The following is a 17,278-nucleotide window of genomic DNA, read 5'->3' on the forward strand; positions in this document are numbered from 1 at the left end:
TCAGACTACAAGTGATCCACTGGATCAATTGCTTAACGACTTCACATCGTCAGGCTCATATCCTGAACGCCAGAGGTGCAAAGCCGTAAGCTACGAGAAGACAGCCTCGTTCGTTCCGGGGTGGTCAACATAACAGGTAGGACACCAGTAAAATACTCATCAGTGGCTCCCCGGTACTGTCAAAACGATCAGGATCAATCCAGCAGTAACTCGAATACCGCATCGCGCTCGGACAAAACGAGTAACAGAGCGAGATCGCCAGGCTGTAACTGCTCTAAAATCATTTGCGCGGCTTCCGTTGGAGAACGCGCGTCAATGACGCTGTCAGACGCCAGTCCTGCACCGATTGCGGTCTGACGGATCAAGGCTGGAATCTCACCAAGGCTTCGACCACGCAGGTAGCTCTCCATCTCGACAGCGACCACTACGTCGGGTTTGAAACCCATCGCGGTCAGGGTAACGTTGTGTATGTCCTGATCGGACCTGTCCCCGGCATGGCTGAGCATGATAAAGCGGCGTTTGGCCGGAATAGCGGACATCGCATCGCAGACTGCTGCAATTGAGTGTGGATTATGTGCAAAATCCACGAAAACACGGGCGCCGTTATGCGTGAATTCGTTGCAGCGTCCGGGGTTATCTTGTGCGTTGGGTTTGAAATTCGCCAGACCGGCTTGGATGTCACGTGCGTCCAGATCCAACGCTTTTGCGAAGCATAAGGCGGCCAGCGCGTTGGAAATGTTATACTTTGCCGCACCATCCATCGTAATGGGAACATTGTGAACCGATGTCACGGCATGTTCGGTTGTTCCGTCAAAGAACATCAACATTTCGCGGGTCATGTACGCGCAGGGATGGCCTTGGTCTCGGGCTGTTCGAACTTTTGAATTATCGGGATTTAGCGCGAACCACCAAGTTGTAGCGGCGGCGTGTTCGGCCTCGGCGACCACGAAGGGATCATCCGCATTCAGGACGAGCACGCCATCCTCGGCCAGGGTTCGATGGACTGCGAATTTGGCCTGCGCCAGTTCGGGAACTGTGTTCACGCCATATTGTCCCAGATGATCGTTGGCTACATTGGTCACCACGGCAACCTTTGCGCGGCGTGTTGGCAGACCGCGCCGTAGGATGCCGCCGCGGGCAACTTCGAGAATGGCAACCTCGAGTCGTGGATCGCGAAGCAACATGCGCGCACCGCCGGGACCGGAATAGTCACCGCGATCAAGTATGCGGTCCCCAACGCGTACAAAATCGGTCGAGGTCAATCCTGCGGTCAGTCCCGCAGTTGCGGCAATAGCCGCACAAAGGCGGGTTGTGGTCGTTTTGCCATTTGTTCCAGTGACAAAGGCAACAGGCACATCATGCAGTGCAGTCCAGTCGACCTGATCAGGTGCGGGCAAGGCATCGACCGGCCAGATTTGACAGCCGGTGCCATGGCCAATCGAAATCTCGTCATCGTCACACAGGATATCGATACCATGGGCATGCGCGGCGTTGATCAAATCGATCAAGGGCGGGTTCGCCTCTTTCGCCATCACGGATTTTATGTCGGCGATCATGTTGTCAAAATCACCCGCGGGTTGATCCAATATGTCGGCTGCACAAAAGTGCCACGCGGTCTGCGCCGCGAAAATCGACGAATAGAGCTGGTCCATCGGGGCCGAAATGGCAATGTTCACGCCGCCTTCAAATTGGCGCAGGATGTGGTTTTGGTCCTGCCATCCCAACGCGTCCAAAACCCGCCGGGCGTGACGAGCCCACAACGGCGCAATCATCTCGCGCGTGGCATCATCGCAGAATACGTCGATCACTGCGCCCGGGCGATCCCATAACAAACCGGGTCCGGTCAGGCGCCGGGCGTCATCGACACGAAGATTGTCCGCGCTTGCACTGACAATCTTCAACGCTGTTTCAAGCTCTTCGATGCGATCCATCGGGGATCCTCCGATCAATCGGCTTCTTCGTCAATTTCGCGGGCCAGACGCACGCCGCGTTCATCGCGGATAAGCGACTGATCGCCATCAAACATGTCTTCAAAACCGCTCAGGACGGCAGGTTTCGGGATATGCGCCTCGGCTTCGGCCGTATCTTCGCCAGCGTTGTGATAGATGATCTGTTTCCAGCATCTTGCGCTGTCGTCGCCAAAGATCACCAGAAGATCACCCGGAGCGGCCCGTTCAAGACCGGCAGTTACCGCTTCGACCTCATCCGGGATGATGCTGATCGAGGATTCGGGCACGCCATTGCGCATCAATTCCGCCTTGATCATCTGTGGTACTTCATCGTGACCGCGCCCGCGTCTCTGATCGTCGGCTTTGCAGATGTAATGATCGAAATGCCCGGCCAAGGTCGCCGCGCTTTCCACAATATCCTCGTCGCGCCGATCACCCGGCATCGCAGCGACCACGATACGTTCGCGCTTTACGTCCAGCCGGTCCACAAGGTCGGTGACCACGCCAATAGCTGCGGGGTTATGCGCGTAGTCCAGGATGACCTTGAACGGATGCTCATCATAGACATTCATCCGGCCTGGGGCCTGGAAATAACTTGTATCAAAGGTCCGTAACCCGTGGCGGATATTGTCCAGATCAACACCGAAACTATAGGCCATCGCCGCCGCAAACATTGCGTTCTGGACGTTGAAGATGGCTTTGCCCTCCAAAGCAGCCGGTATCAGATGAGACCAGAGTACCGGCATGTGAAGGCCGTTGTCATAGATGGTCAGCATGTCGCCGTTCATGCCGCTTTCCAGAACGATGGCTTTGCCGCCAGCCTTGATATGCTGCTTTACCAGGCTGTGCCCGGGATTGACGGTGACATAAAAGATCGACTCGACATCGGCATAATCCGCCATCTTCAGGCAGTTGAGATCGTCTGCGTTCAAAACCGCCGTATCGGTTGCGCTTTCGACAACGACACGTTTGACGACGGCCAGTTCTTCGACAGTGTTGATGCCGCGCAGGCCCAGATGATCTGCGGATACGTTCAGGCATGCGGCCACGTTGGATCGTTGATACCCCAGCCCGGACCGCACCAGCCCGCCCCGCGCGGTTTCCATGACCGCAAAATCCACAACCGGGTCGCGCAGTACGATCTGCGCCGATTTCGGGCCGGTCATATCGCCTTTGACGCTGAGCTTGCCGTCAACATAAACCCCATCCGTGGAGGTCATGCCCACCGTTTTGCCGCTGCCCTTCATGATATGAGCAAGCATCCGCGAGGTGGTTGTTTTTCCGTTTGTCCCGGTGATGGCGGCAATCGGAATGCGTGCCTCCTCTCCGACGGGAAACAGCATGTCCATGACCTTGCCCGATACATCACGCGACTGACCTTCCGAGGGTGCCACATGCATACGGAACCCGGGTGCCGCGTTGACTTCGACAATTGCGCCGCCGATTTCCTTGTAGGATTTGGTGATGTCATCGATCAGAAAATCGACACCTCCCACATCCAGACCCACTGCCATGATCGCGCGCTCGGCCATGTCGCGGTTATCGGGGTGCACGACATCGGTCATGTCGATCGACGTCCCGCCTGTCGACAGGTTGGCCGTAGACCGAAGGTAAAAAATCTCACCCTCCGGCAAAACGGTCTCGGCGCTGTGACCGGCGTCAGCCAGCAGCCGGTTGGCCTGATTGTCAAGCTCCAGCTGTGTCAGCACCTTCTCGTGACCAATCCCGCGCCGCGGATCGAGGTTCACGATATCAACCAGCTCGGCGATTGTGCTTTTGCCGTCCCCGACCACATGCCCGGGCACGCGCTTGGCGACAGCTTCCAGCTTGTTGTTGATCACAAGCATCCGGTGGTCGAACCCGGTGACAAAGCTTTCCACAAGAATGGCACGGCTTTTGGAGTGTTCCTTGGCCTCATGAAACCCGGCTTCGACCTCGGTATCGGAATTCAGGTTGATTGACACGCCGCGCCCATGGTTTGCATCAAGCGGTTTCACGACCACCGGATGACCAATGCGCCGCGCCGCCCGGACAGCTTCACGGGCGCTGTAAACCATATGCTGTTTGGGCACCGGCAGGCCCAGATCGTTCAGCAGATTGTGGGTGTCTTCCTTATCGCAGGAAATTTCGACCGCGATATGTTTGGTTTCAGACGTGATCGTTGCCTGAATGCGTTTCTGATACTTGCCATGGCCGAACTGGACCAACGAATACTCGTTCAACCGCAACCACGGGATGTCACGTTCTTCCGCAGCCTTAACCAGGGATCCGGTTGAGGGGCCGAATTCCTTGCGCTGTGCCCGCAGCACGAAAGTGCGCAATTCGTCTTCCCAGTCGAATTCCGGGTCAAATTCATAATCGGACTGATCCTTCAGCGCTTGCGGCAGAAGATGCATCAGCAACCGAAGCGCCAGCTTGCCCGCATCAAGGCCGACATCGCGCTGGCGATATTGGTAAACCATGTTGTATTGCCCGGGCTCACCGGTGGATCGGGTTCGCCCAAAGGTCACATCCGTTCCCGCCACGCCCTGGATTTCCAATGCGCAATGTTCCATCACATGGCCCAGCCAGGTGCCTTCGTCTTCCCGCAGACGCCGGATGAAGCCACCCGGCTCGCGATACGAGCAGCCGTGCTCGGACAGGCCCGGCAGCGCTGCAATCAGGCCATCAATGAACTCGGGGCCGATCTTTGCCGACGGCCAGTCTTCCAAAAATCCCAAATCAACGACATGTCGAATAACCGGAAAACTCGCCCAGACATTGGGGCCGACATAGACATTGGTTGAGACGATTTTCATAGGCTTCCCCGTTTGAGGTTTGTTGTTTTCTTGCGGTCACTCAACATTGCCGCCTGACACTGGAAGGGTGCAGAACGCTGCATGTTCGTCGGGTGGATAGGCTTGACGACCCGTCAGATCATAACGGCACCCTTCACCCAAAACGTCAAGACGAAGGCCCAACAGGCTGAGCGCCTCACCCCGCCGCGCGTCCCACATCGAGGAATGGGTCAGATGACTGGCGTCAACCACGGTCACCGTTCCGCTGCCCACAACCTCGATAACGTTGTCGGGGCCGATAAAGGCAGCGGTGTCTTCGTCGATCCCCAGACCGATCAGAAAAGGGTTGAACGATGACGCTGTGAGCAGACGCCCCAGCCGATTGCGTTGGGTGAAGTGCTGATCGATGATCACCGCGTTGGTCAGCCCCATACCGGGGGCCAGGGTGATGTTGCCCTCGGCGGGTCCGGCGTTGCTGCTACCGCCGGCAACCATATGTTCTGACATGATCGAAGCGCCCGCCGATGTTCCCGCAACCGGAACGCCCGCCGCATTTTTGCGGCGAATTTTCTGGGCTACAAGCGTGCCGCCAAGAATGGCCGACAGGCGCAGCTGATTGCCCCCCGTCATGAATATTCCGGTTGCCTGATCCAGCATCTTGGCAAAGTCCGGGTTGTCACAATCGGCCCGTCGCGAGATCGGGAGAAACTCGACCTGCCCAGCCCCGAGATCCAAGAAGATGCGATGATAATCGGGCCCGGTTTCTTCAAGCATCGATGCGGTCGGGATCACTACGATATCTGCATCCGCACCGCCGGACAGTTCAAGGAATTTCCGGTGAATCTGCATCTCCTTGACCCGGTCTTCGCCGCCGCCGATCGGAATGATAAATCCGCGATCCGTGTCATCCTGTGCTGGTGCTGGGCACATGGCTGTTCCTTGCCTTTCGTTCGTCCCGAGTGTTCCGGAGGGTTACTTTGCGGTTTCGTACAGGCCCTGCCGCACGGTCTGATGATCCTGTACGTGCCAGGCACCCCGAGCCATAACATCCCGAACACCCAGATCACCATCCAAAATCACCAGATCGGCATCCCTGCCGGCATCCAGACGGCCTTTGTGGTGCAATTTCAGCAAGTCCGCGACATTGCTTGTCAGTGGGGCCAGCGCCTGAGCAAGAGGAACGCCCAGACCGACAAGTTCGGCCAAAGTGTCGGGCAAGGTCTGGGACACGCCTACGCCGAACCGCGTCAGCTGCCCCTCGCTGTCGAAACTGGGTAGACAACCACCGCCGTCCGAGCTGATGGTAAAGCGGTCCATCCGGCATCCGGCGTCGCGAAAGCGCAGATAGGCCTGGGCGGCAGAGACACCGGGGTCGACATGGCCATCAGGAAAGGCGGTTGCATCAATAAAGCAGCCATGCCGCGCAAGCGCGATGGCTTGTTCCAGCAAGGGCAGGTTTCGGTTCACATGGGTCGGGTTGAACACCCGCGCAGGGATTTCGCAGACATCGATGGCCTGTTCCAGTATCTCGAGGCCACGGGCCCCGTCGCCCATGTGAAAATGGACGATCCCGGCTTTGCCGGTCATCAAACCGGCCACATGTGCTTCGCTGGCGATCCGCAGCACTTCGTTCAGGGTGGGTTGGCTGGATCGGTGATCGCTCAGCGCCAGCTCTCCCACGCCGATCACCGGGTCAAGAAACACGATATCTCCGCGTGCGGATCCGGTCAGCGTCGTAAGCGGAACATGATAGCCGCCGGTGTGACACCACGCTGACAGCCCTTCTTCGCGCAGCCCGTAGGCTTGCGTGACCAAGCCTTCGGTATTGCGAGTCAGATCATCCGTTCCAAGAACGCCAACAACCGAGGTAACCCCGGCCGAGGTAAAGGAGGACAGGAGAAGAGGCGGGACCCGACTGGACGGGCCGGTTTCGCCCCCGCCGCCGGTGATATGGGCATGCCCATCAATAAATCCGGGAACGACCGCTGCACCTTTGAGATCATGGACGGACGCATCCAGCGCCGCAGGTAAGCTGGGTTGCTCGGCGCCAAGGTAAACAATTTTTTCCCCTGCGATCAGAATCGAGCCCAGCCCAAGCGGGTCCGGCGCATAAATATCTGCGTTGGTTAAAAGTGTGAGCACGCGCATGACCTTTCGAAACGTTTATCGTTTTCGTAAAGGCTTGGGCCACGGTTTACAAACTCAACACCGTTTATTCTTGTTCAGCGTCAGTGAGCGCATTTGCGTGTTCAAATGTCAGGAATGACCCTGCGGCTAGTCCAGAATCAGGTCTCCGGATACCGAGTTTTGTACGACGCGCAAAGCGTTTGGAATGTCGTTTGCCAGGGCGCGTTCTCGCGCACGATCGGGGGGCAGGTCGTGCGTCAGCCATCTTTTGATCAGGCGTTTTTCCAATGTCTTTTGCGGGACGTTCAGGAACACCGACATCACCCAGTACCGGCGTAGCTCTGCCCATCCGGGTTCGTCCAGAAGAAGGTAATTGCCCTCGACCAGTACGATCCGCTGATCAGTCGCAATCACCGATCTGGCGGCTATGGCCTTGTCCAGAGTGCGGTCAAACTCGGGCACTGCAATCTCATCCTCGACCAAAAGACGTCTGAGCAAGGCGTGCAGCCCGGCAATGTCGAAAGTCTCGGGTGATCCTTTGCGGTCCAACATGCCGCGTGCAGTCAGGATCGCGTTGTCATAGTGGAACCCGTCCATCTGCACGAGGCCGACCGAGAGTCCGCGTCGGTGCAACGCGGACAGCGCCCGTGCCGCCACGGTCGACTTTCCTGCACCCGGCGGTCCGGCCAGCGCAACAAGGCGACGTGTGGGCTGCGGTGGCAAGGCGGCTATTGCGTCGGCGACCTTTTCGGCCTGCACATCGGCTGTAAAGGGCTCGGCGCTCACGCCGCCTGGTCCTCGGCGGGCGGTTCCTTTGCGCCGGTCATAAAGGCCACCGCGTCTGACATCGAATAATCCTTGGGATCGATGACACAGAGCCGCTTGCCCAGACGATGGACGTGAATCCGATCTGCGACTTCGAAAACATGCGGCATGTTATGGCTGATCAGAATGATCGGAATGCCGCGCGACTTCACATCTAGGATCAATTCCAGCACTTTGCGGCTTTCCTTGACCCCCAGCGCCGCGGTCGGTTCGTCCAGAATGATCACCTTGGACCCAAATGCAGCGGCGCGGGCCACGGCAACCCCCTGACGCTGGCCACCCGACAGGGTTTCAACGGCCTGATTGATGTTCTGGATCGTCATCAGGCCCAGTTCCGTCAGCTTGTCGCGGGCAAACTTCTCCATCGCGGGACGGTCGAGCATACGCAACCATGACCCAAGCGGACCCTTGCGCCGGATTTCCCGCCCCATGAACATGTTATCGGCAATGGACAGGGCAGGGGACATGGCCAGCGTCTGGTAGACGGTTTCGATCCCGGCTTCGCGCGCATCAATCGGTGAATGGAAGTTGACCTTTTCGCCATCCAGCCAGACGTCGCCCTCGTCCGGTGATACTGCCCCCGAGACCGCCTTGATCAGGGTGGACTTTCCGGCCCCGTTATCGCCGATCACGGCCAGAATTTCTCCGGGCATCAGATCGAAATCGCATTGGTCCAGAGCGGTCACCTTGCCATACCGTTTGACCAGATTGCGTCCTTTAAGAATGGGTTCCATCAGGCTGCTACCTTTCTGATCCACTGGTCCACCGCAACAGCGGCAATGATAAGAATGCCGATCAACAGGAAGGTCCATTGGGCGTCGGCCCCCAACAGCCTGAGGCCCAATGTGAACACGCCGACAATCAGCGCGCCGAACAACGACCCAAGGATCGAACCGCGCCCGCCGAACAGCGATATCCCTCCGATCACAACCGCCGTTATACTTTCGATATTGGCCAATTGCCCCGACGTGGGTGAAACCGAACCGATCCGCCCGATCAGGGCCCATCCTGCAAAGGCGCAGATCAGACCCGACAGCATGTAAACTGAAATCAGGGTGCGATGCACGTTGACCCCGGACAGCTCGGCCGCTTCAGGGTCGTCACCGACCGCATAGACATGTCTGCCCCAGGCTGTGTGCCGCAGGGCGTAGGCCAGACCCAGAATGAGCACCAGCATAAACACAACGCCCACGGTGAAGACCGCGCCGCCGACGTTGAATTTGGCCCCGAACAGCTGAAGGATCGGTGCGTTTGCCTCGATATCCTGCGACCGGATGGTCTCGTTCTGTGAATACAGGAAGTTCGCGGCCAGCACGATTTGCCACATGCCCAGTGTCACGATGAAAGGCGGAAGCTTGATGCGGCTGACGAGAAAGCCGTTCAACGCGCCGATTGCCGCGCCGACTGCCAGGCCACAGACAATCGCGATGGTTGGGGGCAGACCATAGCGAAAGGTGAATTGCCCCATAACAACGGAAGACATCACCATGATCGCCCCGACGCTCAGGTCGATACCTGCGGTCAGAATCACAAGGCTCTGGGCGGCGGCGACGATGCCGACGATCTGAACCTGCTGCAGGATCAGTGTCAGTGCGAAGGGTGAAAAGAACTTTGACCCAAGCAGGACACCGAAGATGACAATCGCGGCGATCAGGACGATCAGCGGCACAAGAGATGGATTGATGTGCAGAAAATGCTGGATGGTCCCGACGACCCCCCGGCGGTGATCCTCAAATTCGGCTACACGTTCCGGACTCCCATGCGCTGCGGATTCAAAGTCGTCGGATTGTCGAGACGTGTCGGACATATAGCTTCCCCCATGGGTCAAGAACCCGTCTGTGGAACACAATAGCAAAGATTCTGATGAGTTTGATATTTACGTCGAGAGGCCGCAAAGGCGGCCTCTCGGCAGGTCAGGTTAACCCCAGCAGAGGTCCATGCCTTCTTTGACGGTGATCGACTCGACCCCGTCCGCTGTCTTGTCGGTCACAAGGGCAACACCGGTATCAAAGAAGTCTTTTCCCGGTGTGTTTTCAGGCTTCACACCTTCTTCCGCCCATTTCTTGACGGCTTCGACGCCCAGCGACGCCATGAGAAGCGGATATTGCTGCGATGTCGCACCGATCACTCCGTCCGAAACGTTCTGGACGCCGGGGCATCCGCCATCGACCGAAACGATCAGAACATCGTTCTCGCGCCCAATGGCCTTCAGCGCTTCGTATGCGCCCGCTGCAGCCGGTTCATTGATTGTGTGAACCACATTGATCGTCGGGTCCTTGGCCAGAAGGTTCTCCATCGCGCGGCGACCGCCTTCTTCGTTGCCTGCGGTCACGTCGCTGCCGACCAGGCGCGGGTCACTTTCGTCCCCGATCACGTTCGGGTCCGCCAGATCTACGCCGAAGCCCTGCAAAAAGCCCTGATTGCGCAAAACGTCGACCGTCGGCTGGCTGACCGCCAGATCCAGCGTGGCGATCTTGGCATCCGCAGCAGCATCGCCAAGCGTGGCTTTCGCCCATTGTCCAATCAGAAGGCCCGCAAGGAAATTGTCGGTCGCGAAGGTGGCATCGGCCGAGTCGATCGGCTCTAGCGGTGTATCGAGTGCGATCACCAGAACACCTGCATCGCGTGCTTGTTTCACTGCGGGAACAATGGACGAGGTATCAGAGGCGGTCAGCAAAATACCCTTGGCACCGTCGAGAATACAGGTCTCGATCGCCTGTACCTGAGTCTCATGATCCCCGTCCACCTTGCCTGCAAACGCTTTCAGCGTCATGCCAAGCTCTTCGGCCTTTGCAGTTGCGCCCTCTTTCATTTTCACGAAGAAGGGGTTGGTGTCTGTCTTGGTGATAAGGCACACGGTGGTCTCGGCCATTGCGGACCCGGCCATAACGGTGAATGCAAGCGCCGAGGCGCCGGCAAGCTTTGATAAGTTCATTCTTAATCCTCCCAGTATCTCCCGTGCCCTAAGTCGGCACATAAGCGATCGGGTGAAATTGAACCCGATCACACGGCAAAAGCATCCTCAGATTCGAGATGTGAGTCAATAAATAAATCACTCTTATTTATTATTGACAGATGACAACCCATTCCACATTTTTAAACAGCGGAGGGTCGATTGTGACGTCAGAACCAACGCCGCAAGCCATTGCCCCGGATCGGGTGTCGAATGTGCGCGGTACAAATCAAAGTGGAATGCGGGCGCATAATGAACGTCTTGTGTTGTCTCTGGTTCGGCGGCACGAGGCGCTGGCGAAATCCGAAATTGCCCGCATGACGGGTCTGTCCGCACAGACGGTTTCGGTCATTATGCGACAGCTGGAAAAGGACGGTCTTCTGCTGAGGGGAGAGCCTGTTCGGGGCAAGGTCGGGCAACCCTCGGTTCCGATGCGTCTGAATCCGGAAGGGGCGTTGTTCTTTGGTCTGAAGGTTGGGCGTCGCAGCTCGGAACTGGTGATGACCGATTTTCTGGGCGATGTGCGCCAGCGTGCGCGGCGCACCTATGACTATCCGACCCCTGATGACACTCTGGATTTTGCGGCGAAGGCGCTGGACGACATGATCTCGGGGGTATCGCCGGACATGCGTGGCAGGATCGCCGGGCTGGGTATCGCGATGCCGTTTTTCCTCTGGGACTGGGCGCAGACCTTGCAGGTTCCGCAGAATAAGATGGACGCTTGGCGCACTGCCGATATCAAGGCCGCGCTGGCGTCGCGATTTGACATCCCGATTTTCGAACAGAATGACGCAACCGCAGCGTGCGGGGCAGAACTGGTCTTTGGCCCGTCGGGCGGGCCTGATGATTTTCTGTATTTCTATGTCGGGTATTTCATCGGTGGCGGGGTGGTTCTGAATGGCGCGATCTTTTCCGGTCGCGGCAATGCCGGCGCATTGGGGCCGCTGCCGGTTCCGGATGCCGGGGGCGCGATCAAACCACTGATCGACGTCGCCAGTCTTTATGTTTTGGAAAGATCCATAACTTTAAATGGGCAGGACGCCGCTCTGCTGTGGGAAATGTCCGAGCGTTGGGACATACCGCAGGATGTGTTAGAGACGTGGTTGCACCACGCGGCTGTCGGGCTGGCCTATGCCATCGCAACATCCTGCAGCGTCATCGATTTCGAATGTGTCAAGATCGATGGATGGATGCCGCCCGAGGTCAAGGCCCGATTGATCGAAGCCATCGAAGACCGGTTGTCAGAGATGAATCTGACTGGGTTGGAAAGACCGATGATCTCAGCCGGGACCGTTGGGCCGGACGCGCGTGCCCTAGGCGCGGCAAGCCTCCCCCTGTCCGAGCGTTATCTGGTCGAGGGCTGACAATTGGTTGAGCAGAGACGCCCATGAACACCACGGCGAAGGGTTCATAAACGGCAACAAGATCGGGTACGGGCGGGCGCAAGGTTGCCCCTCGTGTACCTGTGCTAATATGTCTTCACAGTATACCGAAAATCACAGTCGGTACGGGGTTGTCTATAATGATACCAACAGGTGCAGAATTCAGAGCTTCTAAAAAGGTGCAGGGGTTGCATCAAGTCGAACTCGGCAGGTTGGCGGGCCATGGTCGGCACAGTTAAAAATTTGGAGTTCAAACCCATCACCAAGTGACTTGAGTCCTGTGCAGCCAAATGCCGGTCAGGGCTGTTGTGCATCAGAGAATCCGAGGAACGGGAGAATGCAACCCGCCGATTGTGCGGCAAAGATGGCGTTGGGATGAATATCGAGAGCGCTGCGCTGTCAAGGGTAGAGTTGGGTCGGTAACCTAATTCTGAGCCTAAAAGTATTTTTCCGACCTTTCAAGCGCTGGAATTGAAAGGTCGAAATTACCCTAAATTTAGCTTCAGCCATTGTTCCGATTGTATACCTTCCAGTTGGGCAGTGACAAATTGGCATTCAATTCTAGATTTTGAACATTCGGTAGAATCACATCGCAAATAACTTTGACATGCGGTACTTTCTTTTCGGCTTCCGTGTATATGTCGAAGTCATACATTGTTTTGTAGAAATCGCTTTTTTCGATGTCATTTTGTGCGTTGGCAAGAGACCAGCTGTAGTCATCGGCTATGAAGCAACCGTTTGGCCTAAGTAGTAATGATGCCACAACCATTGGCGCGGTATCCACGTTTAACGTGTGATGCCCGTCAAAGAAAATTATGTCAAAACGCTCGTTGGCTTCCAAAAGATGTATTAAATTGAATAAGTATGAGCCTTTACGGCTGTTCCCAATGTATTTGTGCTTTGACAGGTTAACTCCCTTTTTCTCAAGGTGGGTTCGGTGGGTTTCGCAAACGTCATCGAAATCCAAACCAACATATTCAATTTTGTTGTCAATGAGTATCTTGTGACGGTCATACAAAACGTTCGGTCCAACACCGATCTCCAGAAATCGAATTTTGCGGAACTTGGACAAAATCCAATTTAAGCGTTCCTTCTTGTTCAACGGAGCAGATTCTCTGCTCAATTTCTTTAGTTTTATCATCTTAGCTAGGCTCCATTGTCTCGATCTAGGTTTTCTAAGAAATCATACGATATCATGCTTTTTCTGTGCGAAATTACGTGACTCATTGTTGTAATTGGCGATCCCTGAAGGACTCGAACCCTCAACCTGCTGATTAGAAGTCAGCTGCTCTATCCAGTTGAGCTAAGGGACCGCTGCTCCCTTCTTGCTGGTTTTACGCGGAGGGTTCAAGAGCCAAGCGCATGAAGGCGCTGTTGGGGTCCGGCGCGTAGCCATAGATCGGGCCGCAATAGGAATAGCCCAGCGATTCATACAGCCTGCGGGCCGCATCATATTCGGTCAAATGACTGGCACCGGTTTCAAGAACCAGCGCGGATATGCCTTCGGTTCGTGCGAGATCGGCAAGATGGTCCATCACCATCCGCGCAAGCCCACGACCGCGCGCGCTGGAGAGGACATGGACAGATTTCACCTCGGCCGTGCCATCCGGCAGTGATTTGAGCGCACCGCATCCCAATGCCGTGTCAGCGTCATAAATCGCCCAGAACCGGATACCCGCCTCCTGCAGCGACTCGACATCCAGCGTGTGGTTCGATGTTTGCGGCGTGGCGTCCCAGCTATGGGCCAGATGAGCCTGAATGATGGGGCGCAGATCATCTGCGCCCGGATCGGCCTCGCGAATTTCGATCACTTCGGAGGCCTCAGATCAGTGGGTCCAGGGACCGCGCCGCCCTGTGGCAAAATTCTCACCATAGCCACCGGCGCGCACGTTCGGCTTGCGCTTGTGCGGCTCGGACACCTGCGCGTCGATGCCATTGTCTTTGGCGTAATCCAGCGCCTCTTTCTTGGTGTCAAATTTCAGGCGTACTTGGGTCTGCGTGTCACTGGACGAGGTCCAGCCCATCAGCGGATCAACCTCGCGCGACGAGGCAGGGGCATATTCCAGAACCCACTTGCGGGTCTTGGCCATCCCCGAGGTCATCGCGTTTCGCGAAGGCTGGTAAATCCGTGCGCGCATGTCGCCTCTCCGTACTCACTTGGCTGGGCATGTTTATGCGTCAGAGCGCGACCGGGGACAAGATGACAAATGTCGCGGTGCGCTGATGTCAGAACCTGTCATCAACCCGCGCTAGACCGGGCGCAATCCAAACACGGGGACAGCACGTGCCGCAAAAGTGCAGAAGAATACACGGATGCAGCCCGCATGACCCCCGATCCCCCCTTGCAGATGGACAAAATAAGAACAAATGTAAGGGCCTGATCCCCGGAGCCTGCCTATGCCCTACGCCCATTCCGACAAGACCCAGCTGACCGCCGACGATGTCCGCGCCCGCCTGAAACTGGAAGGCGGCAAGCAATTCGTCATGCATACCGAGTTCAATGCGGCAGGCGACCAGCCGACGGCGATCAAGGAACTGGCGGGCGGCGTTCTGGACGGTGAGCGTGATCAGGTTCTGCTGGGCGCGACCGGGACGGGCAAAACCTTCACCATGGCCAAGGTGATCGAGGAAACCCAGCGTCCCGCCATCATCCTTGCGCCCAACAAGACATTGGCGGCGCAATTGTACGGCGAATTCAAAGGCTTCTTCCCCGAGAACTCGGTCGAATATTTCGTCTCTTACTATGACTACTACCAGCCCGAGGCCTATGTGCCGCGCAGCGACACCTACATAGAAAAAGAATCCCAGATCAACGAACAGATCGACCGGATGCGCCACTCGGCCACCCGCGCCCTGCTGGAACGCGATGACGTGATCATCGTGGCATCGGTTTCGTGCATCTACGGTATCGGCTCGGTTGAAACCTACGGGGCAATGACGCAAGACCTGAAGGTCGGAAACGAATATGACCAGCGGCAAGTGATGGCCGATCTGGTTGCCCAGCAATACCGCCGCAACGATCAGGCGTTTCAGCGCGGGTCGTTCCGGGTGCGCGGCGACAGCCTCGAAATCTGGCCCGCCCACCTTGAGGACCGCGCATGGAAACTGTCCTTCTTCGGCGAGGAGTTGGAACAGATCACCGAGTTTGACCCCCTGACCGGTGAACGTGCGGCGACGATGGAGCATGTGCGCGTCTACGCCAACTCCCACTACGTAACACCGAAACCCACGATGCAGCAGGCGATCATCGGCATCAAAAAGGAACTGCGCATCCGGCTGGATCAACTGGTCGGCGAGGGCAAATTGCTGGAGGCGCAACGTCTCGAACAGCGCACCAATTTCGATCTGGAAATGCTCGAAGCCACCGGCGTCTGCAACGGGATCGAGAACTATTCGCGCTATCTCACAGGCCGCGCCCCGGGCGAACCGCCCCCAACCCTTTTCGAATTCATTCCCGACAACGCCATCGTCTTTGCCGACGAATCCCACGTCTCGGTCCCGCAGATCGGCGGCATGTACCGAGGCGACTATCGGCGCAAATTCACGCTGGCCGAACACGGCTTCCGCCTGCCGTCCTGCATGGACAACCGCCCCCTCAAATTCGAGGAATGGGACGCCATGCGCCCGCAATCCGTCTTTGTCTCGGCCACCCCCGCCAAGTGGGAGATCGAACAGACCGGCGGCGTCTTCACCGAACAGGTGATCCGCCCGACCGGCCTGCTGGACCCCGAGGTCGAAATCCGCCCCGTCTCCATGCAGGTGGACGACCTGCTGGACGAGGTGCGCAAAGTCGCCGCCAACGGGTTCCGGACGCTGGTCACGACGCTGACCAAACGCATGGCCGAAGACCTGACCGAATACCTGCACGAACAGGGCATCAAAGTCCGCTACATGCACTCGGATATCGACACGCTGGAACGCATCGAAATCCTGCGCGACCTTCGCTTAGGGGCCTTCGACGTGCTGGTCGGCATCAACCTGCTGCGCGAAGGCTTGGACATCCCCGAATGCGGGCTGGTCGCCATTCTGGATGCCGACAAAGAGGGCTTCCTGCGCTCGGAAACCTCGCTGATCCAGACCATAGGCCGCGCCGCCCGGAACGCCGATGGCCGCGTGATCATGTATGCCGACAAGATCACTGGTTCGATGGAACGCGCCTTGGGCGAAACCAACCGCCGCCGCGCCAAACAGCTCGCCTATAATCAGGAACACGGCATCACGCCCGAGACGGTGAAGAAGAATGTCGAGGACGTTCTGGCCGGTCTCTACGAGGGCGACGTCGACATGAACCGCGTCACCGCCACCATCGACAAACCGATGCACGGCGCGAATTTGGAGGCGCATCTGGACGGTCTGCGCGAAAAGATGCGCAAAGCCGCCGAGAACCTCGAATTCGAAGAGGCCGCCAACATCCGCGATGAGATCAAACGTCTGGAAGCGGTCGACCTCGCCGTCGCCGACGACCCCATGGCGCGGCAATGGGCGGTCGAGAAGGCGTCCGAGGATGCCGTGAAATCACACGGCAGGTCGACGGCTGGCAGGCCGGGGCAAAGGGGTGGGAATGTGAAGCGGCGGAAGCGGTAGCTGTTGCGCAACTGATGGTTGCAATCTGCACTAAAACAATAAATAATCCACTCTGGATTTATTTCCGGAGTATATTGATTTGCCGATTGTTATTCTTATCCTGACCGTTATCGGCGGAGCGGTTTGGTGGTGGGTTCGCAACAACCCAAGAGAAGCCATCAACACTGCTCATGATGTTGCAACGACCTTGAAGAACGCGCCCAGAAAGTTGGCGTTTCGAAGCGTCGCGAACGCGCATCCAGTCGAGGGAATTGACGACGAGCGTATTGCGATCTGCGCAATCGCCCAGGCTTTTATCGAACTTGATGACTTGCCGACCTCAGAGCAACGTCAACAGCTACACATTCTCTTGCGCACCAGATTGCGCTGTTCAGAAGAAGAAGCCCAGGAAATGGAAGTCCTCGGTCGATGGCTGATGACGCAATGCAACGGTCCTAGCGATGCGGTTCCGCGGTTGGGCAGACGCTTAAGAAAGATCGACACAGGGCGGGCATGGGACAGCCTGCAAGAGATGTTGATGCCTTTGGCCGGAGAAGAACTCTCCCGATCGCAGATCGAAGCAATCGAAGACATCAAGATCGCGCTCAAGGTGAAATAGCGTAGGCTATTGGTGGCAGTCAGACAATTGTAGTGCACAGCAAACACAAAATAGCTGGTTCACCCATCTTTCGCAGCCAGCGT

General features: G+C 57.2%; 14 protein-coding genes and 1 tRNA gene. 3 read left to right on the forward strand and 12 right to left on the reverse strand.

What is annotated here, in order from left to right:
• Window positions 1-194: 194 nt before the first annotated feature.
• The 8 genes from ACR0K4_RS20110 to ACR0K4_RS20145 all read right to left on the reverse strand — a co-directional run bounded on the left by ACR0K4_RS20110 (window position 195) and on the right by ACR0K4_RS20145 (window position 10,613).
• Window positions 195-1,931 (reverse strand): Mur ligase family protein, encoded by a 1,737-nt coding sequence (locus ACR0K4_RS20110; RefSeq protein WP_480855466.1) that lies wholly within the window; start codon window positions 1,929-1,931, stop codon window positions 195-197.
• 14 nt (window positions 1,932-1,945) lie between these two features.
• Window positions 1,946-4,747 carry a cyanophycin synthetase gene (gene cphA / locus ACR0K4_RS20115; RefSeq protein ID WP_480855467.1) on the reverse strand — a complete coding sequence of 934 codons (2,802 nt, stop codon included), beginning with the start codon at window positions 4,745-4,747 and terminating at the stop codon, window positions 1,946-1,948.
• A 36-nt stretch (window positions 4,748-4,783) separates the two neighbouring features.
• On the reverse strand, window positions 4,784-5,656 hold the full coding sequence (locus tag ACR0K4_RS20120) for a cyanophycinase (protein ID WP_480855468.1): 873 nt from the start codon (window positions 5,654-5,656) through the stop codon (window positions 4,784-4,786).
• 42 nt (window positions 5,657-5,698) lie between these two features.
• Entirely contained in the window at window positions 5,699-6,868 is a 1,170-nt protein-coding gene (iadA, locus tag ACR0K4_RS20125; protein WP_480855470.1) for a beta-aspartyl-peptidase, read from the reverse strand.
• 132 nt (window positions 6,869-7,000) lie between these two features.
• Window positions 7,001-7,639, reverse strand: a complete 639-nt coding sequence (locus tag ACR0K4_RS20130) for a nucleoside/nucleotide kinase family protein (protein ID WP_480522070.1) — start codon at window positions 7,637-7,639, stop codon at window positions 7,001-7,003.
• Window positions 7,636-8,412: an ATP-binding cassette domain-containing protein gene (locus ACR0K4_RS20135; RefSeq protein ID WP_480522068.1), complete on the reverse strand. Its 777-nt coding sequence runs from the start codon at window positions 8,410-8,412 to the stop codon at window positions 7,636-7,638. Before ACR0K4_RS20135 ends, ACR0K4_RS20130 begins: the two co-directional genes overlap by 4 nt.
• Complete coding sequence (locus tag ACR0K4_RS20140; protein ID WP_480522066.1) at window positions 8,412-9,485, reverse strand: ABC transporter permease; 1,074 nt, start codon at window positions 9,483-9,485, stop codon at window positions 8,412-8,414. The genes ACR0K4_RS20135 and ACR0K4_RS20140 overlap by 1 nt, the downstream gene beginning before the upstream one ends.
• Before the next feature lie 111 nt (window positions 9,486-9,596).
• The gene (locus tag ACR0K4_RS20145) at window positions 9,597-10,613 is read right to left on the reverse strand and encodes a substrate-binding domain-containing protein (protein ID WP_480855471.1); all 1,017 of its coding nucleotides are present in this window, start codon (window positions 10,611-10,613) and stop codon (window positions 9,597-9,599) included.
• Window positions 10,614-10,870: 257 nt separating this feature from the next.
• On the opposite strand from ACR0K4_RS20145, the gene ACR0K4_RS20150 reads away from it, so the two are divergent.
• Window positions 10,871-11,995 (forward strand): ROK family transcriptional regulator, encoded by a 1,125-nt coding sequence (locus tag ACR0K4_RS20150; protein WP_480855516.1) that lies wholly within the window; start codon window positions 10,871-10,873, stop codon window positions 11,993-11,995.
• Between the two features lie 520 nt (window positions 11,996-12,515).
• Here ACR0K4_RS20150 and ACR0K4_RS20155 read toward each other — a convergent pair.
• From ACR0K4_RS20155 to ACR0K4_RS20170, 4 genes are all read right to left on the reverse strand, one after another.
• Window positions 12,516-13,154, reverse strand: a complete 639-nt coding sequence (locus tag ACR0K4_RS20155; RefSeq protein ID WP_480855472.1) for a hypothetical protein — start codon at window positions 13,152-13,154, stop codon at window positions 12,516-12,518.
• A gap of 95 nt (window positions 13,155-13,249) precedes the next feature.
• A tRNA-Arg gene (locus tag ACR0K4_RS20160) sits at window positions 13,250-13,326 on the reverse strand.
• 21 nt (window positions 13,327-13,347) lie between these two features.
• On the reverse strand, window positions 13,348-13,824 hold the full coding sequence (locus tag ACR0K4_RS20165; protein ID WP_480855474.1) for a GNAT family N-acetyltransferase: 477 nt from the start codon (window positions 13,822-13,824) through the stop codon (window positions 13,348-13,350).
• 15 nt (window positions 13,825-13,839) lie between these two features.
• A complete protein-coding gene (locus ACR0K4_RS20170) occupies window positions 13,840-14,151 on the reverse strand; it encodes an ETC complex I subunit (RefSeq protein WP_480855476.1) in 312 nt (103 codons plus the stop codon).
• 259 nt (window positions 14,152-14,410) lie between these two features.
• Between ACR0K4_RS20170 and uvrB the strand changes: the two genes are divergently transcribed.
• Together uvrB and ACR0K4_RS20180 are read left to right on the forward strand one after the other, a co-directional pair.
• Window positions 14,411-16,597, forward strand: a complete 2,187-nt coding sequence (gene uvrB, locus ACR0K4_RS20175; RefSeq protein WP_480855477.1) for an excinuclease ABC subunit UvrB — start codon at window positions 14,411-14,413, stop codon at window positions 16,595-16,597.
• A 79-nt stretch (window positions 16,598-16,676) separates the two neighbouring features.
• The gene (locus tag ACR0K4_RS20180; protein WP_480855478.1) at window positions 16,677-17,195 is read left to right on the forward strand and encodes a hypothetical protein; all 519 of its coding nucleotides are present in this window, start codon (window positions 16,677-16,679) and stop codon (window positions 17,193-17,195) included.
• Window positions 17,196-17,278: the final 83 nt, after the last annotated feature.

The sequence above is a fragment of the Ruegeria sp. K11 genome (assembly GCF_056531905.1).